This is a genomic window from Nonomuraea sp. NPDC049625 (genome assembly GCF_040675285.1).
In the GTDB taxonomy this organism is placed as follows: Bacteria; Actinomycetota; Actinomycetes; order Streptosporangiales; family Streptosporangiaceae; genus Nonomuraea; species Nonomuraea angiospora_A.
Genome location: NZ_JBFAOQ010000001.1, coordinates 218,975 through 242,934 on the forward strand (window position 1 = coordinate 218,975; position 23,960 = coordinate 242,934).

General features: G+C 69.7%; 28 protein-coding genes. 13 read left to right on the forward strand and 15 right to left on the reverse strand.

The genetic code is table 11. From position 1 onward, the window contains the following. Nucleotides 1-34: 34 nt before the first annotated feature. Nucleotides 35-496 (reverse strand): NUDIX domain-containing protein, encoded by a 462-nt coding sequence (locus AB0J87_RS01140; protein ID WP_363962127.1) that lies wholly within the window; start codon nt 494-496, stop codon nt 35-37. Nucleotides 497-836: 340 nt separating this feature from the next. Here AB0J87_RS01140 and AB0J87_RS01145 point away from each other — a divergent pair, with 340 nt between their 5' ends. Next, nucleotides 837-1,979 (forward strand): NAD(P)/FAD-dependent oxidoreductase, encoded by a 1,143-nt coding sequence (locus AB0J87_RS01145; RefSeq protein WP_363962128.1) that lies wholly within the window; start codon nt 837-839, stop codon nt 1,977-1,979. Between the two features lie 4 nt (nt 1,980-1,983). On the opposite strand, the gene AB0J87_RS01150 is transcribed toward AB0J87_RS01145, so the two are convergent. The 3 genes from AB0J87_RS01150 to AB0J87_RS01160 form a co-directional block, all read right to left on the reverse strand. Next, nucleotides 1,984-2,907, reverse strand: coding sequence for a hypothetical protein (locus AB0J87_RS01150; RefSeq protein ID WP_363962129.1), 924 nt, complete (start codon nt 2,905-2,907; stop codon nt 1,984-1,986). 210 nt (nt 2,908-3,117) lie between these two features. Continuing rightward, nucleotides 3,118-3,786: an alpha/beta hydrolase gene (locus tag AB0J87_RS01155; RefSeq protein ID WP_363962130.1), complete on the reverse strand. Its 669-nt coding sequence runs from the start codon at nt 3,784-3,786 to the stop codon at nt 3,118-3,120. Between the two features lie 51 nt (nt 3,787-3,837). Continuing rightward, nucleotides 3,838-4,740, reverse strand: a complete 903-nt coding sequence (locus AB0J87_RS01160; RefSeq protein ID WP_363962131.1) for an SDR family NAD(P)-dependent oxidoreductase — start codon at nt 4,738-4,740, stop codon at nt 3,838-3,840. Between the two features lie 61 nt (nt 4,741-4,801). Between AB0J87_RS01160 and AB0J87_RS01165 the strand changes: the two genes are divergently transcribed. Both AB0J87_RS01165 and AB0J87_RS01170 read left to right on the forward strand, forming a co-directional pair. Further along, nucleotides 4,802-5,779, forward strand: a complete 978-nt coding sequence (locus tag AB0J87_RS01165; protein ID WP_363962132.1) for an AraC family transcriptional regulator — start codon at nt 4,802-4,804, stop codon at nt 5,777-5,779. A gap of 2 nt (nt 5,780-5,781) precedes the next feature. Then, a complete protein-coding gene (locus AB0J87_RS01170) occupies nt 5,782-6,372 on the forward strand; it encodes an AAA family ATPase (RefSeq protein ID WP_363962133.1) in 591 nt (196 codons plus the stop codon). On the opposite strand, the gene AB0J87_RS01175 is transcribed toward AB0J87_RS01170, so the two are convergent. Next, nucleotides 6,357-7,079 carry a phytanoyl-CoA dioxygenase family protein gene (locus tag AB0J87_RS01175; RefSeq protein WP_363962134.1) on the reverse strand — a complete coding sequence of 241 codons (723 nt, stop codon included), beginning with the start codon at nt 7,077-7,079 and terminating at the stop codon, nt 6,357-6,359. The genes AB0J87_RS01170 and AB0J87_RS01175 overlap by 16 nt on opposite strands. A gap of 10 nt (nt 7,080-7,089) precedes the next feature. Further along, a complete protein-coding gene (locus tag AB0J87_RS01180; RefSeq protein ID WP_363962135.1) occupies nt 7,090-7,959 on the reverse strand; it encodes an alpha/beta hydrolase in 870 nt (289 codons plus the stop codon). Nucleotides 7,960-8,020: 61 nt separating this feature from the next. Between AB0J87_RS01180 and AB0J87_RS01185 the strand changes: the two genes are divergently transcribed. Next, nucleotides 8,021-8,572, forward strand: a complete 552-nt coding sequence (locus AB0J87_RS01185) for a helix-turn-helix domain-containing protein (RefSeq protein WP_363962136.1) — start codon at nt 8,021-8,023, stop codon at nt 8,570-8,572. Between the two features lie 164 nt (nt 8,573-8,736). Here the strand turns inward: AB0J87_RS01185 and AB0J87_RS01190 are convergent, their stop codons facing one another. The 5 genes from AB0J87_RS01190 to AB0J87_RS01210 form a co-directional block, all read right to left on the reverse strand. Next, nucleotides 8,737-9,033, reverse strand: coding sequence for an antibiotic biosynthesis monooxygenase (locus AB0J87_RS01190; RefSeq protein WP_192789828.1), 297 nt, complete (start codon nt 9,031-9,033; stop codon nt 8,737-8,739). A 201-nt stretch (nt 9,034-9,234) separates the two neighbouring features. After that, on the reverse strand, nt 9,235-10,851 hold the full coding sequence (locus tag AB0J87_RS01195) for a GMC oxidoreductase (RefSeq protein ID WP_363962137.1): 1,617 nt from the start codon (nt 10,849-10,851) through the stop codon (nt 9,235-9,237). A gap of 23 nt (nt 10,852-10,874) precedes the next feature. Continuing rightward, nucleotides 10,875-11,375 (reverse strand): carboxymuconolactone decarboxylase family protein, encoded by a 501-nt coding sequence (locus AB0J87_RS01200; RefSeq protein WP_363962138.1) that lies wholly within the window; start codon nt 11,373-11,375, stop codon nt 10,875-10,877. Then, nucleotides 11,372-12,430, reverse strand: a complete 1,059-nt coding sequence (locus tag AB0J87_RS01205; RefSeq protein WP_363962139.1) for a dihydrodipicolinate reductase — start codon at nt 12,428-12,430, stop codon at nt 11,372-11,374. The genes AB0J87_RS01200 and AB0J87_RS01205 overlap by 4 nt, the downstream gene beginning before the upstream one ends. Nucleotides 12,431-12,469: 39 nt before the next feature. After that, entirely contained in the window at nt 12,470-13,228 is a 759-nt protein-coding gene (locus AB0J87_RS01210) for a class I SAM-dependent methyltransferase (protein ID WP_363962140.1), read from the reverse strand. Between the two features lie 72 nt (nt 13,229-13,300). Between AB0J87_RS01210 and AB0J87_RS01215 the strand changes: the two genes are divergently transcribed. Next, a complete protein-coding gene (locus AB0J87_RS01215) occupies nt 13,301-13,870 on the forward strand; it encodes a CGNR zinc finger domain-containing protein (RefSeq protein ID WP_363962141.1) in 570 nt (189 codons plus the stop codon). Between the two features lie 6 nt (nt 13,871-13,876). Here AB0J87_RS01215 and AB0J87_RS01220 read toward each other — a convergent pair whose 3' ends face one another. The 3 genes from AB0J87_RS01220 to AB0J87_RS01230 all read right to left on the reverse strand — a co-directional run bounded on the left by AB0J87_RS01220 (nt 13,877) and on the right by AB0J87_RS01230 (nt 15,776). Continuing rightward, nucleotides 13,877-14,893, reverse strand: a complete 1,017-nt coding sequence (locus AB0J87_RS01220; protein ID WP_363962142.1) for a D-2-hydroxyacid dehydrogenase family protein — start codon at nt 14,891-14,893, stop codon at nt 13,877-13,879. 155 nt (nt 14,894-15,048) lie between these two features. Then, entirely contained in the window at nt 15,049-15,417 is a 369-nt protein-coding gene (locus AB0J87_RS01225) for a ClpX C4-type zinc finger protein (RefSeq protein WP_363962143.1), read from the reverse strand. A gap of 17 nt (nt 15,418-15,434) precedes the next feature. Beyond that, nucleotides 15,435-15,776, reverse strand: a complete 342-nt coding sequence (locus AB0J87_RS01230; protein WP_355204435.1) for a hypothetical protein — start codon at nt 15,774-15,776, stop codon at nt 15,435-15,437. A gap of 325 nt (nt 15,777-16,101) precedes the next feature. Between AB0J87_RS01230 and AB0J87_RS01235 the strand changes: the two genes are divergently transcribed. From AB0J87_RS01235 to AB0J87_RS01270, 8 genes are all read left to right on the forward strand, one after another. Further along, nucleotides 16,102-17,916, forward strand: coding sequence for a glycosyltransferase family 2 protein (locus tag AB0J87_RS01235; RefSeq protein ID WP_363962144.1), 1,815 nt, complete (start codon nt 16,102-16,104; stop codon nt 17,914-17,916). 68 nt (nt 17,917-17,984) lie between these two features. After that, nucleotides 17,985-18,983, forward strand: a complete 999-nt coding sequence (locus AB0J87_RS01240; RefSeq protein ID WP_363962145.1) for an energy-coupling factor ABC transporter permease — start codon at nt 17,985-17,987, stop codon at nt 18,981-18,983. A 3-nt stretch (nt 18,984-18,986) separates the two neighbouring features. Next, complete coding sequence (cbiQ, locus tag AB0J87_RS01245; RefSeq protein ID WP_363962146.1) at nt 18,987-19,742, forward strand: cobalt ECF transporter T component CbiQ; 756 nt, start codon at nt 18,987-18,989, stop codon at nt 19,740-19,742. Continuing rightward, nucleotides 19,724-20,473, forward strand: coding sequence for an ABC transporter ATP-binding protein (locus tag AB0J87_RS01250; RefSeq protein ID WP_363962147.1), 750 nt, complete (start codon nt 19,724-19,726; stop codon nt 20,471-20,473). Before cbiQ ends, AB0J87_RS01250 begins: the two co-directional genes overlap by 19 nt. Before the next feature lie 95 nt (nt 20,474-20,568). Next, nucleotides 20,569-20,907, forward strand: coding sequence for an STAS domain-containing protein (locus AB0J87_RS01255; protein WP_101785558.1), 339 nt, complete (start codon nt 20,569-20,571; stop codon nt 20,905-20,907). A gap of 48 nt (nt 20,908-20,955) precedes the next feature. Next, nucleotides 20,956-21,729 (forward strand): SDR family NAD(P)-dependent oxidoreductase, encoded by a 774-nt coding sequence (locus AB0J87_RS01260; protein ID WP_357725499.1) that lies wholly within the window; start codon nt 20,956-20,958, stop codon nt 21,727-21,729. 7 nt (nt 21,730-21,736) lie between these two features. Beyond that, nucleotides 21,737-22,501 (forward strand): crotonase/enoyl-CoA hydratase family protein, encoded by a 765-nt coding sequence (locus AB0J87_RS01265; protein WP_363962148.1) that lies wholly within the window; start codon nt 21,737-21,739, stop codon nt 22,499-22,501. 216 nt (nt 22,502-22,717) lie between these two features. Continuing rightward, the gene (locus AB0J87_RS01270) at nt 22,718-23,341 is read left to right on the forward strand and encodes a rhomboid family intramembrane serine protease (protein ID WP_350733349.1); all 624 of its coding nucleotides are present in this window, start codon (nt 22,718-22,720) and stop codon (nt 23,339-23,341) included. A gap of 3 nt (nt 23,342-23,344) precedes the next feature. On the opposite strand, the gene AB0J87_RS01275 is transcribed toward AB0J87_RS01270, so the two are convergent. Next, complete coding sequence (locus AB0J87_RS01275; protein WP_363962149.1) at nt 23,345-23,929, reverse strand: TIGR00645 family protein; 585 nt, start codon at nt 23,927-23,929, stop codon at nt 23,345-23,347. Nucleotides 23,930-23,960 lie beyond the last annotated feature (31 nt).

Below are 23,960 nucleotides of genomic sequence, written 5' to 3' on the forward strand. Positions count from 1 at the left end.
GCTTCGGCCGAGAAGCTGGCGCTCCGAGCAAGGGTCAACCGCGCAGCAGCTCCGCGAGCGGTCCACGCACATCCGCGGGATACAGGTTCAGCTGCTCGAACTCGGCGACCGTCGCCCATCTGAGCTCGAAGCTGTTGTCCGGCCCGTGCTCCAGAGCCTCCTCGCCGGAGAGCGACGGTACGCCGTTGACGTCGCGCATGAGGTAGTAGAAGGCGGGCCGGCCATTGTGTGAGCTGGTGAAGAGCAACCGGTCGATCTTCCCGGTGAGAGTCGTCTCTTCGTGGAGTTCACGGACCGCCGCACTCTCCGACGACTCGCCATCCTCCACATGGCCCCCGGGAAGAACCGCGTAGTGGTGTCCGGGACACTGCGACCCCCGCCGGCCTCCGGCATCGCACATGACGCAGGTGACGCCTGGCCCGCGTCGGAGGAACCGTTTGATGACCAGGACTTGGGTACCGTCGACGACCACGGCGACCGCTCGGGGGATCGGCATGAAGTGGATCATACGGTTCGGCCCAGCGGTGTTCGGCTCTCACATACTCGCTTGGGCTGTCATAGTCCTGCTCTTTCTGCCTTCGGCTGGGCGCTGGTTCAGCGAGTCCCGCGCCTGATGTAGCAGCCGGCGTTCGTCCACCTGCATGCTGTGGAGGCCGTAGAGCACGGAATGCTGCTGGAAGCCTCCTACTGTGGACTCCGCACAGGAGGCCCGGGAGCTCCGTCGAGGCCTGTCTGGGGCTGTCCACGGGCGTGAGTGTGGTGACGGTGTAGAGGTACTGGGCGGGTCGTGTGCAGATGGTCCCGTGGGTGAGGTATGGCCCCTAGCGTCGCTGGATATGCGGACAGTGGATGTACTGGTCGTGGGGGCGGGACTGGCCGGGCTGCGGACGGCTCGGCTGCTCGCGCTGCGGGAGCTGGATGTGATGGTGGTCGACCGCCGCAGGTCGCTGTCGGCGGGCATCCGTACGACCGGGATCTTCGTGCGTCGTACCCTTGATGACTTCGACCTGCCGGACCAGCTGCTCGGGCCTGGCGTAAGGGACGTGCTGCTGTATCCGCCGTCGCGGCGGGCGCCGATCCGGCTGACCAGTGAGCGGGACGAGTACCGCGTGGCTGACATGGCGGCCGTCTACGAGCATGCACGCCGTGCGGCGGAGTCGGCCGGGGCGCGGGTCTTCCTGGGCGTGCGGTATGTCGGCGCGTCGATGGGATTTGTGCAGCTCGCGGGTGCGGAGCCGGTGCGGGCTCGGTTCATTGTCGGCGCGGACGGCGCCCGCTCCCGGGTGGCGCGTGATCTCGGCCTCGATGTCAACCGGCGCTTTCTCGTCGGTGCCGAGATCGTCCATCCGGTCGCGTCGGGCACGACCACCCCGGCGTTCCATTGCGTGCTGGACCCTCGGGTCGCCCCGGGGTACCTGGGGTGGGTCATCGACGACGGTCGGCACGCGCATGTCGGCGTCGCGGGATATCCGGGCGCGATGCGGACCGGTGTCCGTCACCTGCTGGACGCTTTCGCCGCGGACGCGCCCGGCCGGGCGGCGCCGACCGGTCCGGTCGAGCGCCGTGGTGGTCCGATCCCGGTCGGCGGTGTGCTGCGACGGTTGGCGTGCCCCGCCGGGCTGCTCGTCGGAGACGCGGCGGGCGCGGTGTCGCCGTTGACGGCCGGTGGGTTGGATCCGTGTTTACGCATGGCGGAACTGGCCGCGGCGGTCGCCGCCGGGTACCTGCGTACTGGCGATCAGCGCAGGTTGAGCCTGTACGACGGGGGCGCGTTGCGGGCCCGGTTCCGGGGTCGGCTGCTGTTGCGCCGGGTGTTCGCCGGTATCCGGTCCCCCGCCGCGGCGGAGGCGGCGGTGGCCGTGCTGCGTGGTCGTGCCGGTCGTGCCGTGGCGGCGCGGATCCTGTTCGGTGACGGTTCGTTTCCGGGTGTCGATCCACAGCTTGTGGACGCTGCGATCAACCACTCCTGGGAGCGATGAACGGCTACGTGGCGCTGAAGTGCGGGTAGATCTCGGAGTTCTTGCCGAGCTTGAGCAGGGTCTCGGTCACGCGTCCCGTCAGGTCCATGATCCCGATGCCGGCCGCAGTGGAGATGAGCAGGTGCTTCTCGTCGTACCAGCCGAGGGTTGTGGGACGCCCGCCCCCGACGATGGGAAGTCTCGTCACGGCCTTGCCGGTCGCCGCGTCCCACACGCAGGCGGCCTTCTCCAGCGGCAGGCAGGCGGTGACGAACCGCTTGCCGGACGGGGAGAAGACGCCGCGCCCGTCACCGCCCGGCCTGCCTCGCACCTGGTATTCCTTGGCGGCCTTGCCCTGGAGGTCGTACAGGCGGACGGTCGTGCTGCCGAGCCTGCCGTGCCTGACCAGGAAGCGGGTGCCGTCCTGGTTCCACTCGAAACCGCCGACGGTGACCAGCGCCTTGTGGATCTTGATGAAGCGGGGCGTGAAGTCGGGCAGGTCGAGGATCAGTACTCCTGCCGAGCGGTCGCCCTGCCGGGCCAGACTGACGGTGAACAGCAGCTTCTTGCCGTCCGGCGACCATCGGGGCCAGCGCATCTGGGGATACTGGGTGCCGCCGTTCTCGGTGCTGGCGGGCGTGTACTCGGTGAGCTCGATGTCGATGTCCCGGCTCTCGCCGGTGTTCCGGTCGGTGATCCGCAGGCGGTCCTTGACCTGTTCTCTCGGGGTCTCCAGGTGCGCGACCGTCCAGCGTCCGCCGGGGGAGACCGCCATCTCCCCGTAGTCGGTCTTGACGAACCGCCGCCGGTCCGGCTGCCAGGCCCACAGCGTGAACGGGTTCCCCTGCGGCTGGAAGTCGGTGGTGCGGTAGGACGTGAACCGGACAGGGCGGCCGTTCAGGTCGGCGGCGACCGCGGCCTGGCCCTTCCTGACCTGGCCGTCTCCCATCCGTTCCGTTACGCCCGGTAACGGGCCTTTCGTCGGCTGGGGCAGGGGTGCGGCAGCCGAGGCTGGGTCTGTGGCGAGTACGAGTGCGCTCACCAGGCCGAACGTGAAACGGCCGAGCATGTGATCTCTCCTGGCTGTCGGGGGCATATCGTGATCATGGTAGGTCCGCCCCGGCGCCCGCGATGGTGACTTGTGGAGAATCGATGCCGTTCAGGCCGGCCGTACGATTTCGTCGATGAGGGCGGCCAGCCGGCGTGGCTGGGACAGGAACGGAGAGTGACCGACAGGCAGGCGGCGGATCTCGGCCGCTCGGGCCGCCATCTGCTCCTGCAGCGCGGGAGGGATGGCCTTGTCCTGCTCTGTGATGATGTACGTGGACGGGATGTCCCGCCAGGCGGCTGCGTCGACCTTCTCGGCGAACGATCGGACGGTCTGGTTCACCAACCTGCTCACCGCCTGCTCGGCCTCCCCATCGGGCAGGTCGCCGTAGAGCGAGGTACGCGGTTCGTCGACGAGCGGGAACAGGCCGCCCGTGTCTTCGGGATCGGGGATGCCGTGGAGGGTGTACATCGACTGTCCCTTGTCCGGCATGTAGGCGGCGAGGTAGATCAGCCGGTCGACATTGCCGGCTCCGGCGGCGGCCTCGGTGATCGGGATGCCCCCGTAGGAGTGGCCGAGCAGGACGACCGGTCCGGCGAGCGACGCCAGTTCCGCGGCCAGCATGGCGGCGTCGTCATGCGCGCCCGCGGTGGGATGTTCTCCGGCGCTCGGGAGCGCCGGGGTGTGCGTGGCATGGCCGAGCGCGTGCAACTCGGTCTCGAGCTTCGCCCAGGTGGTCGGCTGGTGCCAGGCGCCGTGGACAAGCATCACGGTGGTCATCAATGGTGCTCCATGGTTTTCGTGCGGTACAGGTCGGTGATGAGGCCGCGGTCAGTGGGCCGCTGCCGCTGTGAGCGCGTACTCCCAGAGGCGGTCCGCGGCGGCCGGGTCCACCGACCAGGCGGCGACGCCCGCGGTCGCGCCCGGCACCTCCTCGGCCTCCTGGTTGTCCGAGGAGAAGTACCGGCCGGTCACGCCGTCCAGCAGCGGGGACGCGGCGAGCAGCACCGAGGTGGAGGCGCCCTGCTCCGGGGTCTTGTAGTAGTCCGGGGTCACCAGGTTCCCCTCGTCGTCCATCGCGCCCGCCGCCCGCATGGTGTCGTCGTCGAGGTGCCGCTGCAGGTTGGTGTGGATGTAGCCGGGTTCGAAGGCGTTCGCGGTGATGCCGTCGGCGGCCCAGCGCCGGGCGGCGCCGACCGCGAGCAGCGCATCGGCCGTCTTCGACTGCGCGTACGCGACCCACGGGTCGTACGGGCGGCGCTCGAAGTGCGGATCGTCGAAGTCGAACGGCGACAGCAGCTGGGCGCCCGAACTCACCATGACCACCCGCGCGTCCCCGGCCTGCCGCAGGTTCTCCCGCAGGCCGGTGATCAGTGCGAAGTGCCCGAGGAAGTTCGTCGCCAGCTGCAGTTCCCAGCCGTTGGCGGCGACCTGGCGGGTGGGCAACGCCATGATCCCGGCGTTCGCCACGATCGCGTGCACCGGCCCGGTCCAGCCGGCCACGAACGCGCGCACCGAGCCGAGATCGCTCAGGTCCAGGGCCCGCTGGTCGCCCGTGGGGTTGCGGGTCGCGACGGTGACCTCGGCTCCCGCGCCCCGCAGCGCCCGTACGGTCTCCAGGCCGATCCCGGAGGCTCCGCCGGTGACGATGATCCGCCGGCCGGTGAGGTCAACGCCGGCGAGGATCTCGGCGGCCGTGGTCCTGGCGTCGAACGGGGTGCCCATACGTGTCATAACCCGCAACGGTAGGGACCAGGATTTGGACTCGGAATGGTTCAGGATCCAACATAGTTGAGTGAGCGTCCAGCAAGCCGATCCCCTCGAAGACGTCCTCGCTCTCGTCGGCACGAACAGCCGCCTGTCCGTCAGGCTGGTCGCCGGTGGCGAGTGGGCGATGTCGTACGGCCCGCCGCCGGCGGTCAAGTTCGTGGCGGTGCGCCGCGGCCGCTGCCTGCTCACCGTCGACGGCGTGCCGGAGCCGATCGATCTGGCCGAGGGCGACTGCTTCCTGCTCACCCAGCCGCGCGCCTTCACCCTGGCCAGCGGCCCGGAGGTGCGGCCGGTCCCGGCCGGCCCGGTCTTCGCGGCGGCCACCGACGGCGTGGCCCGGGTGGGGACCGGCGAGGACGCGGTCCTCATCGGCGGGCGGTTCGACTTCGGAGAGCGGGCCCGCGACCTGCTGCTCGACGCGCTGCCGCCGGTGATCCACGTACCCGGCCGCACCGCCGAGGCCGCGACCGTACGCTGGGCGCTCGAGCAGATCGACGCCGAACTGCGCGACCGGTCGCTCGCCTCGACCCTGGTCACCGAGCATCTCGCCCTGGTCATGCTGATCCACCTGCTGCGCCTGCACCTGGCCGTCGCCGGGCCGGGCGCGGTGTCCGGCTGGATGGCCGGGCTCACCGACCCGGTCGTGGCCCCGGCGCTGCGGGCCATGCACGCCCGGCCGGCCCACGCCTGGACGGTCGCCGAGCTGGCCGAGTCCGCGGCGGTGTCCCGGTCGACGCTCGCTGCCCGCTTCAAGCGAACCGTCGGGCAGAGCCCGCTGGACTACCTGACCGGCTGGCGGATCGAACTGGCCACCGACCGCCTGCGGCGTGGGGACGACACGGTGGCGATGATCGCCCGTACGGTCGGCTACGGCTCGGAGAGCGCGCTGAGCAACGCGTTCAAGCGGGTCACCGGCGCGTCTCCGCGCGAGTATCGTCGCCGGATCGGGCCATACACAGCCGTACGACAGGACATGGCTCGGGAGCGGTCTGCCATCGTGTGAGCATGGAACCCACCCCACCGACTCGAGGCCCGGGACGCGTCATCATTCTCAGCGGGGCCTCCAGTTCCGGGAAATCGACCCTGGCCAAGGCCCTGCAGCGCGCGCTCGATGAGCCGTTTCTGTATGTCTCGTCCGACCAGTTCGTGGCGAGCGGCATGCTCCCGGAGCGGCGTGACCACGAGGGTCCCTTCTCGTGGTGGCACGAGATGCGGCCGCGTTTCTTCCAAGGCTTTCACCGGTGCCTGCCCGCCCTGGCGAGCGCGGGCAACGACCTGATCGTGGAGCACATCATCGAATTCCCCACGTGGCGCGAGGAGTTGTCACAGCTGCTGGCGGACTTCGACGTGTTCCTCATCGGGGTGCATTGCGACCTTGCGGAGATCGATCGGAGAGAACGCGAGCGCGGGGACCGCCGCATCGGGGAGGGGCGTGAGCACGTCGAGGTCGACGGCATCCACACGTTCGGTCCGTACGACCACGAGCTGGACACCAGCCAGGGCGTTTCGGACGCACTTGTGCAGTCGGTGATGACCGCCTGGCGATCGAGGGGCACGCGGCGCGTGCTGACCTCGGGAGCTCACGAAATGGCCTGAGCCAGTGCGTTGCCCCCCTCCGGAGTCACCGGTTCGGTCAGGAAGACGGGCGCCTGGGCCATGAACCTCGGCTCGTCGCCCCGGTGTTCGTCGGCGGCGTGGACGGTGAAGGGATGGACCAGGTAGATGTCGCCCGGCCGGCCCGTCGCGTACGCGAGCGGACGGTGTGAACTGGCCGCGTCCACCAGCGGTCCGGCCTCGAACGGGTCCAGCACGCGCCCCGCCAACGTCGCGGCCGCGTCCCGGTGTGAACCGACCCTGATCCGGGTCGGCGCGTCGTCGGGGCCGACCTCCGACAGCAGGATCAGCAGCAGCATCGTCTCCGGCTGCCCGCTGCACAGGTAGCCGCCGTCCGGCTGGGCGGCATTGGCATCGATGTGCCAGCCTCTGTCGTCGGCGGGCGGGAGGCGCGGGAATCGGATCGGCACCATGCCGAGCGAACCACGCGGCACCCAGCCACCGGCCCCGCAGAGCTCGTCGAGAGCCTCGGCGAGCCGGGGACTCCGGATGAACTCCCCGAGCGCGCCCTCACCCGTGAGGTCCGCGGCCCACACCACCGGTTCCTTCCAGGTGGCCGGGTCCTGCGGTGACAGACCGGTCTGCCGCCACAGCAACGCCCGGGCGGCGTCGCCGACCTCGCGCGGGGCCGCCTCTTCCAGCTTCACGAACCCGTCGGCGACAAAGCGGTCAATGTCAACAATGCTCATGCCAGGGACGCTAACAGCCGTGTCCATCCATTTTTCGGGAGGCCGTCAGGAGCTGTCGTGTCCGGTCCGCGATCAGTCGGGGCTGCTCGGCCTGGATGAAGTGCCCCGAGGCGACGTCCTCGTGGCGCCCGTCGGGCAGGGTCTCGGCGTAGCGGCGCTGGTGCTCGCGGTTGGCGGCGTGCTGACGTTCCCGCCCTCTTTCTGCGCGGGTCACCGACAGCACGATCGTCGGGCATTTCGGGAGTTGGGGCGGCCGGGCGCGGAACTGCGGGATGGCGGCGGCCACCGCCTGGATCTCCTTGCGGGTCTGGGAGGTCCCGGCGGGGGTGAAGTCCTCGGCGAGCATGGTCCGGTAGGTGTCGGCGGAGAACAGGCGCCGCACGTTACCGGTGAACAGGCGTGCCAGAGGAGTGAACCGGCTGAGCGTCTGCGTCACCGCCAGCATGCGGTCGATCTTCTTGGCGGTCTGGTCCCAGGTGTCGTACACCGGTGAGGTCTCCGGCAGGACGTCGGCCAGCAGCAGGCCCCGCAGCCGAGGCCCCAGGCGCTCGGCGGCGCGGCGGGCGACCAGCCCGCCCATGCTGTGCGCGACGAGCACGAACTCGCCCGGGACGACGGCCTCGGTCATCGCGATCAGATCGGCGGCCATGTCATCGATGCTGAGCCGCTGGGTGACGCGGCCGCTGAGCGCGCGCCCGGCACGGTCGTAGGCCACCAGGTGCGCCGTGTCGGCCAGCAGCGGCAGCACCGGATCCCAGAAGGTCCGGCCGCAGCCTCCGCCCGCCTCGAAGACCACCGCCCGGTCATGCCCCTGGCCGGACTCCTCGACATAGACGCGCCGGCCGTTCACCGGCACCGCCCGCCCCGATTCATCTCGCATGCCCGCTCCTCCCGACCGTTTTCATTTTGGATAATGGTATCTCATATGAAATCGTTGGACCATGGACGCCGTTGAGCTGCTGCTGCATCCGGTACGGCTGCGCATCGTGCACGCCCTGTCGGCAGGACAGGTGCTGACGACCGCGCAGTTGTGCGCCCGCATGCCCGAGGTGTCGAAGGTGACCGTCTACCGGCAGGTCGCCCTGCTGGCCGAGGGCGGGTTTCTCGAGGTGGAGGGCGAGCAGCGGGTACGCGGTGCCGTCGAGCGGAGCTACCGGCTGCGCCAGGACCGGCCCGCGATCGACGCCGGCGCCGCGTCCGCGATGTCGCTCGACGACCACCGCCGTGGATTCGCCGCGGCGATGGCAGCCCTGATCGCCGAGTTCAACGCCTACCTGGACCGCGACGGCGCCGACCCGGTCGCCGACTCGGTGTCCTATCGGCAGGGGACGCTGTGGCTCAGCCCGGACGAGCTCGCCGAGATGCTCACCGACCTGCTCGCGGTGCTGCGGAACCGGGTCGTCAACGCTCCCGCGCCGGACCGCGCGCCGTACCTGCTCAGCGCGATCCTGTTCCCCGCCGAGCAGCCGCCCCCGGACGCGCCCGGTCACTGAGGGAGGCGGGTGGCCGAACGGCCTACTTCCCAGGACGGAGACCGTCGGCCGATATCAGGGTCTCCGCGGGTGCCTTCTCCGATGCCGTGCCACCCCTCAATGGCTGATCTTGAGGTGGCGGAGGCCGAGTCCAGTGACGGCCCGCCGGGCGGCGGGCCGGTGGTTCACCGTACGGGGACGCCGAGTTCGCGGCCCTGGTAGAAGCCTTCGCGCTCCTCGAGGACGTAAGGGCTCATGATCTCGCGGCGCCGGTTCTCGGCCTCGGAGCTGCGCCAGGAGTCGCAGGCCTCCTTCGAGTCCCAGAACGACACCCCGGTGATCTCCTGCCCGTCCTCCGACCAGTACGCGTACGCGTGGCGCAGACCCTCCGGGTACGGGTCCGGGCGCCAGGCCCTCTCGAACTCCTCCAACGCCCCCGGCCTGATGCGGCGCGTCGTCACCCAGACGAAGTGCTCTCTCATCGCAGCCTCCTCAGCGGCTTTCATTCCACCATAGGCGGCCGGGGCGGCGATATAAGGGAAAATATCGGCGTAAAAGGCTGCTGTTTCTATGCCATGCCATGGGATTAGCTTGACGATCACGTGTAACCGAGGTCATCATTGATCCAAGCGATGACACGACGCTTGGATTTGAGGCCCGCAGAGATGCGGGCCTCAAATCTTTCACAGGTCGGTGGCGATGATTTTCTCGATGTTCCGCTCGGCCAGGGCCGTGATGGTGACGAACGGGTTGACGCTGGTGTTGCCCGGGATCAGCGCCCCGTCGATGACGTACAGGCCGGGGTAGGCGGTCAGGCGCCCGTAATTGTCGGTCGCCTTGTTCAGGACCGCGCCGCCGAGCGGATGGTACGTCAGATGGTCGCCCCAGATCTTGTAGACGCCGAACAGATCGGTCCGGTAAATCGTCCCCTCTTTCGAATTGATTTTGTCGAAAATGGTCTTCGCCATGTCGATGGCCGGTTGTTTCCAGGCCGTCTGCCAGTTCAGGTCCACCTTTCCCGTCGCGGCGTTCCAGGTGAACTGGGCCCGGTTCGGGTTCTTGGTGATGGAGAGATAGAACGACGCGAAGGTCTCGATCCCGGTGGGCAGCGGGGCGATCTCCGCGAAGGCGCCGCCCGCGGCCCAGTTGTCGATGCCGGAGCACGGGATCGACGACTGGAGCGATCCGGTCGGGTCCCAGAGGTGGTTGGCGCGGCCGCACATGACGTTGCCGTTGTCACCCCAGCCCTTGCCGATCTCGCCGTTCAGGTTGGGCAGCGCGCCGGTGGCCTTCAGCTTGACCAGTAACTTGCTGCTGCCCACGCTGCCGGCCGCGAAGAACACCCGGTCCGCGGTCACGGTCTTGGTGGCCGTGGTGTCGCCGCTCGTGTTCAGCTGCTCGATGGTCACCGTGTAGGCGCCGCCGGACGCGGGAACGACCGAGGTCACCCGGTGCAGGGGGGAGACGGTGACCCTGCCGGTGGCCGCGGCCCGGGCGAGGTACGTCTTCTGCAGGGACTTCTTGCCGTAGTTGTTGCCGTACAGGATCTCGCCGGCCAGGGCCGACTTGGTGACCGTGCCGGCGGCCTCCTGCTCCATGTAGTCCCAGTCGTACACGTCCGGTACGAAGGTGAACGGGAAGCCGGAGCGCTGGGCGTGCTTGCGGCCCACGCGGGCGTACTGGTAGCAGTCGGTGGAGTCGAACCAGGCGGGGTCCACGGTGCCGACGCCGAGGCCGGTGTTCGCGCGGGGGTAGTAGGTGTCGTACATCTCGGCGGGGTTCACCGAGGGGAGGATGGCGGCGAAGTTCTCGCGCTTGGGGGTGACGGCCATGCCGCCGTTCACCAGCGAGCCGCCGCCGACGCCGCGGCCCTGGTAGACCGTGATGCCGCTGAACTCCTCGGCGTCCAGCACGCCGGTGTAGCGGGGGATGTCCCGGTCGATGGGGAAGCCGAGGAAGTAGTTGAGCGGGGCCTTCGTCCGGGTGCGGAGCCAGTAGGAGCGGTTGTCCGGCTGGAGCGTGTTGCAGAAGATCTTGCCGTCGGAGCCGGGGGTGTCCCAGGCCATGCCCATCTCGATCATGTGGACGTTGACACCCGCCTGGGCCAGGCGCAGGGCGGCCACCGAGCCGCCGTACCCGGTGCCGATGACCAGGACGGGCACGCGGGCCCCGTCAGCGATCGGACCGGCAGCGGCGGCGGCCGGGTGGCTGAGGGCCGCCGCGCCCAGGAGGGACCCGGTTCCGATGAGGAAGCCGCGGCGGGAGATGTCGGGGGTCGAGGTCTTTCCGGTGCTGCGCATGCGGTCCCTCACTTCGTGAGTTCTCATAATCGGGGGGTGGGCGATGAGCCGCCGGTCAGCGTGCATGCGGTGTCGAGGCCCAGTACGTGGTTGAGGCGGCCGAACGCCAGCCACGAGCCGAGGCACATGCTCAGCTCCACGATCTCGAGCTGGCTGTAGTGCGCCGTCATCCGGGCCCAGAACTCCTCGTCCAGGCCGTGGTGGTCCAGGGTGTACCGCTCGGCGTACTCGGCCGCCAGGCGGGTGCGGTCGTCGAACGCGTCGGTCGTGCGCCACTCCGTGACCGCGTCGGCGAACGTGTCCTCGACCTTCTGCCCGTCCCGCTCCGTACGCCAGTCGAGGCAGAAGGCGCACCCGTTGATCTGCGCGATCCGCAGCCGCGCGGCCTCGAACTCGCGCAGTCCGAGGGTCGTGTGGGTGTACACCGACATCGAGAACTTCGAGGCGGCGATCCCGATGCCGGGGACCATCTCGCCCCACACGTACGAGATCGGGTCCTTGCCTGCGGGAATGTCGATGTTCACGGTCGTTCTCCTCCGAGGGTGCCGGGTCGCAGCGGGACGTCCAGCGCGTCGTACAGTCCGGGTCCGGCGTCCGCGAGCCAGTCGATGGCGCCCACCAGGCGGGCGACCGCGGTGGCGTTCCCTCCGGCGGACAGGTTGCCGCCCTCGTCGGTGGCCTCCACCGTGACCTCGATGCGCGGCCGGCCCTCGATGATCACGCGGTGCGCGCCCACGCCGTTCGGGGCCGTCGGCCAGTCGGGCGCGCAGGACGAATGGATGCGGGTGACGTGCTCGACGACGATGCGGGGCTCGCCCTCGACGATGCCCTGCACCTCGAACCGGACCGCGCCCTGCGTCCCCGCCTCGAACTCGCCCACCGTGGCGTCGAGCGCGCGCCGGTCCCGGGTCTCGCGGATCTCGTCGAGCTCGACGCCGAGCGCCCTGGCCATCAGCCGTACCTGGCCGCCCCACACCATGGTCGGGACGGTCGGCGCGATCATCGGCGGCTCGTAGTCCATCGGCTGGCCCATGCCGACCAGGTACCGGACGGAGTCGGGCTGGTCGTACGTGGAGTAGTCGAAGATCTCCTGGCAGCGGATCGCGTCGATGGTGGAGCCGAGCCCGCTGATCAGCAACGGCAGCACGTCGTTGCCCCAGCCGGGGTCGATCCCCGAGACGAACAGCGAGCCGCCGCCCTCGCCGATGGCGGCCAGCACCGGCTCGCGCAGCTCGGGCGGGGCGTTGCGCTGGTCGTAGAGCGCGTAGAGGGAGGGGGTGACGACGACGGCTCCGGCGCGGATCGCCCTGGTCACGTCGTCGAGTGCCTCCTGAGGGCGGAGGTCGCCGGAGGCCGCGTAGACCACCGCGCGGGGGCTCGCGCCCAGGACGGCCTCGACGTCGTCGGTGGCGGCGACCCCGAGCTCGTGGCCGAGCCCGCCGAGGTCGCCGGCGTCCCTGCCGACCTTGTCCGGATCGTGGACGAGTACGGCTGTGAGTTTCAGCCCCGGATGGGCCTCGACCGCGCGGATGGCCGCGCGGCCGACGTTGCCCGTGCCCCAGACAACCGTGGACATCATGGGCGGAGCGTAGCAAGCGCTTGGTTAGTCGTATAGGGGTCAGCCGCGTACGGCGCACAGCAGGCGGTTGTTCCCCCGCTGCCAGAGCGTGCCGGCCTCCGAGAAGCCGGCCTCCCGCAGCGCCTCGACGTGATGCGACAGCAGGTGCGACTCCGAGCCGTGGTGGGAGGCCCCGGCCGTGGTGCGGCGCGCCTCGTTGAGCTCGGCGAAGGCCGGGTCCGCCTCGACCGCGTCCCACCAGGTCCGCCAGTCCTCCGGCGGGTTCGCGCCGAACGCCCGCTCCGTCTCCCTGTCGTGGACGGCGCGCTCAAGGCGGGAGAGAGCGGGGGAGGTGTCGTCGGTGTCCATGTGGTCGCCGTTGAGCAGCAGCCCGCCGGGCCGCAGCACGCTCGCCACCTCGCCGTACACGCCCTTGAGCTCGGCGGCGGAGATCCAGTGCAGCGCCGTCGTGCTGATCGCGGCGTCGGCGGGCCCGTCCAGTCCAAGCAGTTCCGTCCAGCCGCCGGTACGCAGGTCCGCCGAGACGAACGTCAGCCCCGGGTACGCGGCCCGCCCGAGCCCGAGCAGCAGCGGGTCGGCGTCCACCGAGATCACCTTCGCCTTGGGCAGGCGGTCGAGCAGCCGGGCCGACAGGGATCCGGGGCCGCAACCCAGGTCGATCACCACCGGGTCCGGCCGGTCCAGCGCCTCCACGGCGTCGATCAGGACGGTGAAGCGCTCCTCGCGGTCGGGGAGGTAACCCTCCTGCTGGCGGTCCCAGCGCGCGATCCACTCCAATGCGGCATCGTGAGTGAGCACGTACGTCTCCTTGTGACTGTCGTTTATGCTTTGGACAGTTACAAGCTAGAACATGAAGGTGTAACCGGTCAATTGGATTACAACAGTCACACGGATGGCGTGGTCAGGACCACGGTGGCGATCGTCAACGCGCTGACCCCCGGCGAGCAGCGGGGACGCGCTTATCCGGCGCCGGGCAGCGCCGGTGCCGCCGCCACCGAGAGCCTGCGCACGGTCTATCCGGATCATCGCGAGGTCACCGACGCGGAGGGCGCCGAGCTGGCGGAGGTGGCCGCCCGCCTGCGGACGGTCTTCGCCGCCGTGGCCGCCAACGACATCGACGCCGCCGCCACCGAGGTGAACGCGCTGCTGGAGGAGAGCCACGCCAGGCCGATGCTGGAGCGGCACGACGGCGAGCCCTGGCACCTGCACTTCCACGGCCCGGGCGGCACGCTGGCGGGCGAGTGGGCGGCGAGCTGCGCCACCGGGCTGGCGATCGTGCTGGGCAGCGAGTTCAGCGACCGCCTGGGGGTCTGCACCGCGCCGCACTGCGACCGGGTCTACGTGGACGTCTCGCGCAACGGCACCCGGAGGTTCTGCTCCACGGCCTGCCAGAACCGCGTCAAGACAGCCGCCTTCCGCGCCAGGAGCCGGGCCGACTGACCGGGGCTAGAGGGTTCTGATCGGGGCGCCGGCGAGGAAGGCGTCGATGTCCTCGACGGCCTCGCGGAAGTACGTGCCGTAGTTCAGCTCCGTCACGTATCCCAGATGCGGTGTGGCCAGCACGTTGGGCAGCGTGCGGAACGCGTGGCCGGCGGGCAGCGGCTCCAGCTCGAACACGTCCAGCCCGGCCCCCGCGATGCGCCCCGCCCGCAGCGCCGCCACCAGCGCCTCCTGGTCGACGATCGCCGCCCGCGAGGTGTTGACCAGGTAGGAGGCCGGCCGCATCAGCGACAGCTCCCGCTCCCCGATCAGCCCCCGCGTGCGGTCGCTCAGCACCAGGTGGACGGAGACGACATCGGACTCGGACAGCAGCGCATCCTTCCCGGGGGCGAGCCGCACGCCGAGGGCGTCCGTGCGCTCCTCGGTCAGGTGCTGGCTCCACGCCACGACGTCCATGCCGAACGCCCGGCCGATCGCCGCCATCCGGGACCCGATCTTGCCGAGTCCCAGCAGCCCGAGCGTGCGGCCATGGAGGTCCGTGCCGACGGTGCTCTGCCAGGGTCCGTTCGCGCGCAGGGCCGTCGCCTCGGGGAGCAGGTGGCGGGCGAGGCCGAGGATCAGCGCCCAGGTCAGCTCCACCGGCGCGGTCGAGCCGCTGGCCGTGCCGCAGACCGTGACGCCGCGCGCCCGCGCGGCGGCCACGTCGACGGACGCGTTGCGCATGCCCGAGGTGATGAGCAGCCGCAGGTTGGGCAGCCGGTCGAGCACTTCGGCCGGGAACGGCGTGCGCTCCCGCATGATGACCACGATCTCGTAGTCGCGGAGGGCGGCCACGAGGTCGTCCCTGGCGGTGAAGTGGTCGCGGAAGCTGGTCACCCGCACCCTCGACCAGTCGGCCAGGCCGAGAGCCACTCCCTGGTAGTCGTCAAGCACGGCGCAGCGCAGCATGACCAGCAATCCTACGGAGGATCCGGTCCCCTGCTCCAGCTCCCCGGTACGCCCGGGGAGCTGGAGCCCGTTCATTCGGCAGCGAGTCGCTCTGCCTCGTCGTGCAGCGCCAGGATCAGGATCAGCTCGAGCTGGAGCTCCTCCAGATCGGGCGCCGTGAGCCCGTGTAGGACGCGCATGTCGGGCCTCCCTGACCATAGGACGCCCCACATGTCACAACGGTTCACCTGTCAGGTCTCGCTCCTGAACCGTTCCCACGCGGATTGCCGCGTCATGCCGAGGGAGGCGCCGATGCGTTCCCAGCTGACGTCCCTGCCGCGAAGATGCGCCACCCAGTCGCGCAGGTTGTCGTCCACCTGTGCCTGCACGGCGGCGATTTTCGGAAGATGCTCGAGTATTTGCTCCTCTGTCAGGGACTCCCACATCGGGAGGCGGGGCTCGGTAGAGGTGGCGAGGCGCTCCTGGGTGAGGATTTCATTGCACAGTTCGATGCATTCGTCACAAATGTGCACACCGGGACCGGCAATCATCTTCTTCACCTCCGTGCTCTTCTTGTGGCAGAAAGAGCAGCGGATCTTGTCCTTCCAGTCGTCAGGCATGCCCTGACATTAGCCCGTCAGGCCGCACCTGACAACCCCATCTGCTCCTGCAGGATGGCCTGACGCTCCTCGGCGATCTTGCGACAGATCGTCACGTACGCGTTCAGCACCTTGCCGTACAGCGCGCGCGCCTGTTCCAACTGGGCGCGCAGCTCCAGGACGCGGTCGGCGTCGCCGCGTTGCTCGGCCTCCGCCAGCAAGGTCCGTGCCTCGTCCACGATCTCCTCGGCGCGCAACCTCGTACGGCGGAGCACGGCGGAGCACTGATGCAGCTCTTCCAAGCGAGCCGCGGAGACGATGAACTCAGCAGAGTGCACGGGCGAGTCGTCCGACGCCCGCCTGCGGAGATCCGATGCCATTTCCCGCCACCTCCCGGTCAAGGTTGCCTAACTGTAGACGCGCAAGCCCATCGAGAGGATCACCGGGGAACGCCCGGGGGTGGCTGAATGATCCTGGCGGAGAGGTTTCTATTCCTCGGTAGGAAAACCTCATCCCTGAAACTCATTCGGTCCAGGATAAATGTGGTACTGCCAGGGCCTATTAGTGGAATGCCGTATATCTCCGTTGGCTGCAAAAGCGGGGGTGAAGACATACGATCGGCCCTCGCGGAGGCCCGGGCTCGTCACATACTGAAGCCGGACGGCAGCGCAACGTGACTCTCTGAAGTGGTGGCGGTGGTGGCGGATGTCTGAAACGGGGAACGGTGACGACGCGGTCGACGTGAGCGTCGTCATCCCGGCACACAACTGCCGGGCCTACCTCGACAGATGCCTCACCTCCGTGCTCGTGCAGCGCGTGAAGAAGGAGCTCATCGTCGTCGACGACGGCTCCACGGACGGCAGCGCCGAGCTCCTCGACCTCTACGCCGCCTATCACCGGGCCAGCGTCAAGGTCGTCCACATCGACGGCAGCGGCAGCGCGGGCCGGCCGCGTAACGTCGGCATCGAGCACGCCTCGGGCCGGTACGTGTTCTTCTGCGACGCCGACGACTACCTCGGCCCCGAGGCGCTGGAGCGCATGGTCGCCATGGCCGACAGGAACGGCTCCGACATCGTCCTCGGCAAGATCGTGGGCCACGGCAGGCGGGCGCCGGCGTCGATGTTCCAGCAGAGCGCGGAGCGGGTGACCATCGGCGACAGCAATGTCTACAACAGCCTGTGCTGCTTCAAGCTGTTCAGGAGGGAGCTGCTCGAACGCCACCGCATCAGGTTCGGCGAGGGCATGCTCGTGGGCGAGGACATCCTCTTCACCGTGCACGCCTACTGCCACGCCGGCGCCGTCTCCGTGGTGGCCGACTACGACTGCTACCACCTCGTGTCCAGGCCCGACGGCACCAGCATCATGCAGCAGCGCGACAGCAGGGACCCGCTCGCCTGGCTGGCCATGATCAAGGCGCCGATCCGGCTCATGGCCGGGCACGTCGAGCCCGGTCCGCTCCGCGACCACCTGCTGCGCCGGCACTTCAGGCTGGACGTGTTCGCGCAGCTCGGGCAGGTGTTCCTGGAGAGCGACGACGTGCGGCGCAAGGACATCGCGCGGGAGGTGGCCGCCCTGTGCGACGAGTGGTACACCCCCGGCGTGCACGAGCTGCTCAACAGCGTCGACAGGCAGCGGGCGGCGGCGCTCGACGACATCGACCGCCTCGTGCGCCTGGCCCGCATCGAGAGCGCCGCCGTGCGGCGCAGGCTGACCGGGCTGTGCTGGGACGGCGACGGCCTCGTGGTGACGGGATCGGCCGGGCTCGACGGCATCGGCGGGGACGACGGACTGGCCGTGGTGCTGCGCGGGCGGCACGACCCGGCCGCCGAGGTGGTCGTCCCGGCCGAGCGCAAAGGGAACGAGTTCACGGCGCGGGTGAACGTGTCCGCGCTCGGCTCGGGGATCTGGGACCTGCGGGTGGCGGTCGAGGTCGAAGGCGTGGTGCGGCTCGGCAGGCTCGGGGCCGAACGCGACAGCGGCGTCAACCGCCCGCCGCCCCGGCTGATCGGCACCGCCGTCGCCCTGCCGTACTTCACCAGGGACAACGGCAACCTCAGCATCGACGTCGGCGGCCACGTGGTCGGGGTGCCCGGCTCGGTGCGGCTCATCAGGACGCGGTGGGCGCTCGGGCACCGGCTGATCGTCGACGGCGAGGTCTGCGTCGCGGGCGCCGCACCCGCCGCCTCGGCGGTCAAGCGGGTCGTCTGGCGCGAGCGGCGCAGCGGCCGTGAGCGGGTCGAGCCCGTTGTGGCGCTGCCCGGAGGCGGTTTCGTGGCCAGGCTCGGGGTGGGCTGGCTGCCGCCCGGCACCTGGGACGCGTACCTGGAGCTGGATCTGGGCGGGCCGCCCGCGCGGTTCAGGATCGAGACCGACGCCGAGACGGTGGCGGCGCCGCGCCGGTGGTGGGGCGCGGCGGTGCTCAGGAGCGTGCGGCCGTACGCGACCTCGGGGAAGGGACGGCTGAGCACCGTGGTGCGGCGGCTCACGGCGAGGATGATCATCAGGCGAATCATGCGCTAATGCCATCTATATGCAGGTGCAAGACGATGTCCTAAAGTAGGACCGTTTGCTCTTGCAGGAGGTGTGCCGTGCACGTACCAGATGGCTTCTTCAACGCCGCGACGTCCATCTCGGCCGGGGTGGTGGCGGCGGCCGGAGTCACCGTCTGCCTACGCGGGGCACGGCGCGAGCTCGACGACCGGACCGCTCCCATGGCCGGGCTCGTCGCGGCCTTCATCTTCGCCGTCCAGATGCTCAACTTCCCCGTCGCCGCCGGCACCAGCGGCCACCTGCTGGGCGGTGCGCTGGCCGCGATACTCGTCGGGCCGTACACGGGTGTGCTGTGTATGGCCGTGGTCCTCCTCGTGCAGGGCGTGTTCTTCGCCGACGGCGGGCTGACCGCGCTCGGCATCAACATCACGATCATGGGCGTCGTCACCGTGGTGGTCGGCTGGGGGATCTTCCGGCTGGTGGCGGGGCTGTCCAGGGGACGCGTGGCGGTGGCGGCGTTCCTGGCGGCGCTGGTCTCGGTGCCGGCCTCCGCGCTGGCGTTCACGCTGCTGTTCTGGATCGGGGGGACCGCGCCGATCGAGGTGGGCGCGGTGGCGGCGGCCATGGGAGGCGTGCACGTCCTGATCGGGATCGGCGAGGCGCTGATCACGGCCATGACCGTCGGCGCGGTCCTGGCCGTGCGGCCCGACCTCGTGTACGGCGCCCGCGGCCTGACCAAACCCCTGGTCCTGCGCGGTGCCGAAGGCGAGACCACCACCGTGGGCGGGCAGGAGCCGGCCGCCGCGCCCGGCATGCTCAAGCCGTTCCTCCTCGGAGGGGTCGGCCTGACGCTGGTCCTGGCCGGGGTCGTGTCGTTCTTCGCCTCGTCCTCGCCCGACGGGCTGGAGGCGGTCGCCGAGAACAAGGGCTTCCTCGGCCAGGCGACCGACCACCTGGTGACGTGGGGGCTGGCAGACTACGGCGAGGTCGGCGGCATCCCCGTCGGCGTGGCCGGGATCATCGGCGTCGGGCTCGTGCTGCTCATCGCCGGGGCCGTGGCGTACGCCGCCCGCGGCCGCGACGCGGCCAAGGTGTGACGCGTGGGCGCGGGGCACCATCACCAGCTCTACCTGCCGGGCGACTCGGTCGTGCACCGGCTGCCGCCGCAGTGCAAGCTGCTGGCCGTCTTCGCCTTCGCGATCGTCGTGGTGGCCACGCCGAGGGAGCGGTTCTGGGCGTTCGCGGTCTACGCCGCCCTGCTGGGGGCCGTGGCGGTGGCCGCGCGGGTGCCGCCGGCGTACGTGCTGCGGCGGATGGTGATCGAGGTGCCGTTCGTGCTGTTCGCCTTCCTCATCCCGGTCATCGGGCTGGGGGAGCGGACAACGGTCCTCGGGCTCTCGCTGAGCGTGCCCGGCCTCTGGGCGGCCTGGAACATCCTGGCCAAGGCCACGCTCGGCGTGATCGCCTCCATCCTGCTCGCGGCCACCACCGAGCCGCGGGTGATCCTGATCGGCGCCCAGCGGCTGCGGCTGCCGGCCCTGCTGGTGCAGATCGCCATGTTCATGCTGAGGTACATGGACGTGATCATGGACGAGATGCGGCGGATGCGGGTGGCCAGGGAGTCGCGCGGGTTCGAGGCACGTGATCTGCGGCATGTCCCGGTGATCGCCCGGTCCGCCGGGGCGCTGTTCATCCGTTCGTACGAGCGGGGCGAGCGCGTGCATCTGGCCATGCTCAGCCGCGGATACACCGGCCAGATGCCGGTGATCCAAGATATTTCGGCATCTGTACGTCAATGGGGCATCGCTCTGGCTCTGCCGGTCGTGGCCCTCGCAGTATGGGGACTCTCGTGGTGAACTCTCTCGACGTCCGGCAGCTCGCCTACGCCTATCCCGACGGCACGCAGGCGCTGTTCGGCGTGGACCTGTCGATCGGCCGCGGCGAGCGCGTGGCCCTGCTCGGCCCGAACGGCGCCGGCAAGACCACCCTCGTCATGCATCTCAACGGGATTCTCACCCCGGGGCACGGAAGCGTCACCGTGGCCGGCACGCCGGTGCGCAAGGACACGCTGAAGGAGGTCAGGCAGCGCGTCGGCCTGGTCTTCCAGGACCCGGACGACCAGCTCTTCATGCCCACGGTCAGGGACGACGTCGCCTTCGGCCCGGCCAACGCGGGCATGCGCGGCGAGGACCTCGACCGCGTGGTCAAGGACGCGCTGGAGCGGGTCGGCATGCTGGAGGCCATCGACCGGCCGCCGCACCACCTGTCGTTCGGGCAGCGGCGCCGGGTGGCGGTGGCGACCGTGCTGGCCATGGCGCCGGAGATCCTGGTGCTCGACGAGCCCTCGTCCAACCTCGACCCGGCCGCCCGCAGGGAGCTGGCCGAGATCCTGCGCTCGCTCGACGTGACGGTGCTCATGGTCACGCACGACCTTCCGTACGCGCTGGAATTGTGTGAACGTTCACTGATCCTTTCCGGCGGCGTCATCGCCGCCGACGGCCCCACGCGTGAGCTGCTCTCGGACGCGGAACTGCTGGCCGAGCACCGCCTGGAGCTTCCATACGGATTCGCGATCCCTGCGGTGTGAGGGCATTTATCCGCGTCCTGCCCGCCTCTTCATAGTTTGTGCATGCCCGGGACCCGGGGATGTCGAAGTACAGTGGCTCATCGAGGAGGGGCCAAATGAAGCTGCGGCTTGCGCGACACGCCCTTGGTGATGCCGTGGTGGTGGCCGTTGAGGGAGAGCTCGACCTGTTCACCGCACCGTTCCTGCGCGACGAGGTGCGTGACGCGATCAAGCAGGACAGCGCCAGGCTGGTGCTCGACCTGCAGCAGCTGTCGTTCATGGACTCCAGCGGCCTGTCGGTGCTGATCGAGGCCTGGCGGCTGGCGACGGGCGAGGGCGGCGGCGTGTCCCTGGCGGCGCCCCAGGCGCCGGTGGCGCGCATTCTCCGTACGACGGGGCTCGACCGGCGCATCAAGGTCTATTCCGACGTCGACAGCGCTGTGGGTGAGATTTGACGCCCCCCGAGTAGAACTTCATTCGGTCGGCGGGTTAGGGTCCGGGATATGGACGTGAACGGATCTGCAGCAATCATCTCCGGCGGCGCCAGCGGCCTCGGGGAGGCGACGGCCCGCGAGCTGGCCCGCGCCGGCGCCACGGTCGTCGTCGCCGACCTCAACGAGGAGCGCGGCAAGACCGTCGCCGACGAGATCGGCGGGGTGTTCGTCAAGACCGACGTGTCGGACGACGAGCAGGTGCAGGCGGCCGTGGACGCCGCCGTGGCCACCGGCAAGCCGCTGCGCGTGGTGGTCAACAGCGCCGGCATCGGCTGGGCCGAGCGTACGGTCAACCGTGACGGCAGCCCGCACAACCCGGCCACGTACCGCAAGGTCATCGAGGTCAACCTGATCGGCACGTTCAACCTCATGCGCATCGGCGCCGCGGCGATCGCCAAGACGGAGCCGGCCGACGCTGACGGGCAGCGGGGCGTGGTGGTCAACACGGCCTCCGTGGCGGCGCTGGAGGGGCAGACGGGGCAGCTTGCGTACTCGGCCTCCAAGGGCGGCATCGTGGGCATGACGGTGCCCGCGGCGCGCGACCTGGCCGCGATCGGCGTGCGGGTGAACACGATCTGCCCGGGCATCATCGACACGCCCATCTACGGCTTCACGGCGAACTCCGAGGAGTTCAAGGCCAAGCTCGTGGCGCCGGTGGTGTTCCCCAAGCGCATGGGGCGGGCCGACGAGTTCGCGCACCTGGTGCACTCGCTGATCCAGAACGACTACATGAACGCCGAGGTCATCCGCTTCGACGGCGGCATCCGCTTCCAGCCCAAGTGAGGTCTTGTTGTCTGACGAAGTGCTCGTCGAGGAATCCGATAACGTCGCCGTAATCACGATAAATCGCCCTAAAGCGCGGAATGCCGTGAACGGGGCGGTGGCGCGGGGGATCGCCGAGGCGCTGGACGCGCTCGACGCCCGCCCCGACATTTCCGCTTATGTCCTGACCGGTGCCTGTGGCACCTTCTCCGCGGGCATGGACCTCAAGGGGTTCCTGTCCGGCGACTTCCCGGTGGTCGAGGGGCGCGGCTTCGGCGGGCTCGCCGAGTCGCCGCCGAAGAAGCCGCTGGTGGCCGCCGTGGAGGGGTACGCGCTCGCGGGCGGGTTCGAGCTGGCGCTGTCGTGCGACGTCATCGTGGCGTCGTCGGAGGCCAAGTTCGGGCTGCCGGAGCCCAAGCGCGGGCTGGTGGCGGGCGCGGGCGGCGTCATGCGGCTGCCGCGCCGGATCCCGTACCACGTGGCCATGGAGATCGCCCTGACCGGCGATCACTATCCGGCGGCGCGGCTGTACGAGCTCGGGCTGGTCAACCGGATCACCGTGCCGGGGGAGGCGTTGGAGGGGGCGCTGGAGCTGGCCCGCAAGATCGCCGCCAACGCGCCGCTGGCGCTCGCCGCGACCAAGAAGGTGATCATCGAGTCGCAGGACTGGTCGCTGGAGGAGATGTTCGCCAAGCAGGGGGCGATCGTCGGGCCGGTGTTCGGCTCGAAGGACGCCATGGAGGGCGCGGCCGCCTTCGCCGAGAAGCGCGCCCCCCGCTGGACGGGCGAGTAACCGTCCCGCGCCCGGCCTCTTACGGGCGGGAGAGCCCCCCAGCCACTCTCCCGCCTCCTCGGTGCCGTCCGCCGCTCCCCCCGAGGGCCTCAGCCCGCTTCTCGCGGATGCGGGGGCCTCGGGGTTGCCGGATTGCGTCAGGCGCGGGCTTTTAGCGCGTGCATAAGTGTTCCTGGCTACGGTAAAGAAAGAGAAGGCAACGTACCGGGAGAGCGCATGAGCGACTATTCGGGTCACAGGTTCGAGTCGGCCAAGCGCGGCGCCGGGGCGCTCCTGTCCGGTGCTCTCAGCGCGCTCGCCGTCGTGGTCGCCATGCTGGCCGTGATGTGGGTCGTCGAGGGCTTCGACTTCGTGCTGAACGGCAGGCTCGACCGCGAGTTCGGCATCATCGGATGGGAGCCCGACGGCCTGATCGGCATCCTGTTCGCCCCGTTCCTGCACGGCGGCTTCGGCCATCTCATGGCCAACTCGCTCCCGCTGCTGGTCCTCGGTTTCCTGGCCGGCCTGCGTGACCTGCGCAAGTTCCTGTGGGCCAGCGTGCTGATCATCCTCATCGGCGGCTTCGGCACCTGGCTGACCAGCCCCAACGTCTACACGGTCGGCGCCAGCGGCCTGATCTTCGGCTACTTCGGGTTCATCCTGGCCCGCGGCCTGTTCGACCGCAGGCTGCTCGACATCGCCATCGCCGTCGGCGTGGGCTTCGCGTACTGGGGGATCCTGGCCGGCCTGCTGCCCAACCAGCAGGGCATCTCCTGGCAGGGCCACCTGTTCGGGCTCATCGGCGGCGTGGTGGCCGGCTGGGTGCTGCGGCGCAAGGGCCGCGAGATCCCGGCGTACTGAGGGTCAGAGATGTGGCCGCGTGTGCTCCGCCGGGGAGGTGGCGAGCAGGCGGTCGATGTAGGCGAGGCCGATGGCCGAGGCCACGAAGGCCAGGTGCATGATCGTCTGCCACATGATCTTGTCGTTGGGCGTCGACTGGGCCCTGATGAACGTCTGCAGCAGGTGCACTGACGAGATGCCGACGATGGCCGTGGCCAGCTTGACCTTCAGGACGTTCGCGTTGACGTGGGAGAGCCACTCGGGCTCGTCGGGATGGTCGTTGAGGTTGATGCGGGAGACGAAGGTCTCGTAGCCGCCGATGATCACCATGATCAGCAGGTTGGAGATCATCACTACGTCGATGAGCGCCAGGACCGTGAGCATGACCACGACCTCGGGCGACGGCGTCGCCGCGGTGACCGGCGCGGTGTGCAGGAACACCGTCTCGATCAGGTGCCAGAGCTCCAGCGCGAACTGCCAGACGTACACCGCCTGGGCCACGATGAGGCCCAGATAGAGCGGGACCTGGAGCCATCGGCTGGCGAACATCAGATAGCCGAGGCTCTTCGGCCGTGAGATCCCCTGGCCGGATCTGACTTTTTCGGGCAACAATGTTTCCTACTAATCGAACCGGAGGGTT

Excerpts from the sequence above, each read along its gene's own strand:
- AB0J87_RS01150 (WP_363962129.1), bottom strand. The coding sequence starts at position 2,907 with ATGGGAGACGGCCAGGTCAGGAAGGGCCAGGCCGCGGTCGCCGCCGAC.
- AB0J87_RS01160 (WP_363962131.1), bottom strand. The coding sequence starts at position 4,740 with ATGACACGTATGGGCACCCCGTTCGACGCCAGGACCACGGCCGCCGAG.
- AB0J87_RS01250 (WP_363962147.1), top strand. The coding sequence starts at position 19,724 with ATGGGGACTCTCGTGGTGAACTCTCTCGACGTCCGGCAGCTCGCCTAC.
- AB0J87_RS01195 (WP_363962137.1), bottom strand. The coding sequence starts at position 10,851 with ATGCGCAGCACCGGAAAGACCTCGACCCCCGACATCTCCCGCCGCGGC.
- AB0J87_RS01260 (WP_357725499.1), top strand. The coding sequence starts at position 20,956 with ATGGACGTGAACGGATCTGCAGCAATCATCTCCGGCGGCGCCAGCGGC.
- AB0J87_RS01175 (WP_363962134.1), bottom strand. The coding sequence starts at position 7,079 with ATGAGCATTGTTGACATTGACCGCTTTGTCGCCGACGGGTTCGTGAAG.
- AB0J87_RS01235 (WP_363962144.1), top strand. The coding sequence starts at position 16,102 with ATGTCTGAAACGGGGAACGGTGACGACGCGGTCGACGTGAGCGTCGTC.
- AB0J87_RS01220 (WP_363962142.1), bottom strand. The coding sequence starts at position 14,893 with ATGAACGGGCTCCAGCTCCCCGGGCGTACCGGGGAGCTGGAGCAGGGG.
- AB0J87_RS01205 (WP_363962139.1), bottom strand. The coding sequence starts at position 12,430 with ATGATGTCCACGGTTGTCTGGGGCACGGGCAACGTCGGCCGCGCGGCC.
- AB0J87_RS01155 (WP_363962130.1), bottom strand. The coding sequence starts at position 3,786 with ATGACCACCGTGATGCTTGTCCACGGCGCCTGGCACCAGCCGACCACC.
- AB0J87_RS01145 (WP_363962128.1), top strand. The coding sequence starts at position 837 with ATGCGGACAGTGGATGTACTGGTCGTGGGGGCGGGACTGGCCGGGCTG.
- AB0J87_RS01270 (WP_350733349.1), top strand. The coding sequence starts at position 22,718 with ATGAGCGACTATTCGGGTCACAGGTTCGAGTCGGCCAAGCGCGGCGCC.
- AB0J87_RS01190 (WP_192789828.1), bottom strand. The coding sequence starts at position 9,033 with ATGAGAGAGCACTTCGTCTGGGTGACGACGCGCCGCATCAGGCCGGGG.
- AB0J87_RS01170 (WP_363962133.1), top strand. The coding sequence starts at position 5,782 with ATGGAACCCACCCCACCGACTCGAGGCCCGGGACGCGTCATCATTCTC.
- AB0J87_RS01185 (WP_363962136.1), top strand. The coding sequence starts at position 8,021 with ATGGACGCCGTTGAGCTGCTGCTGCATCCGGTACGGCTGCGCATCGTG.
- AB0J87_RS01140 (WP_363962127.1), bottom strand. The coding sequence starts at position 496 with ATGCCGATCCCCCGAGCGGTCGCCGTGGTCGTCGACGGTACCCAAGTC.
- AB0J87_RS01180 (WP_363962135.1), bottom strand. The coding sequence starts at position 7,959 with ATGCGAGATGAATCGGGGCGGGCGGTGCCGGTGAACGGCCGGCGCGTC.
- AB0J87_RS01225 (WP_363962143.1), bottom strand. The coding sequence starts at position 15,417 with ATGCCTGACGACTGGAAGGACAAGATCCGCTGCTCTTTCTGCCACAAG.
- AB0J87_RS01255 (WP_101785558.1), top strand. The coding sequence starts at position 20,569 with ATGAAGCTGCGGCTTGCGCGACACGCCCTTGGTGATGCCGTGGTGGTG.
- AB0J87_RS01230 (WP_355204435.1), bottom strand. The coding sequence starts at position 15,776 with ATGGCATCGGATCTCCGCAGGCGGGCGTCGGACGACTCGCCCGTGCAC.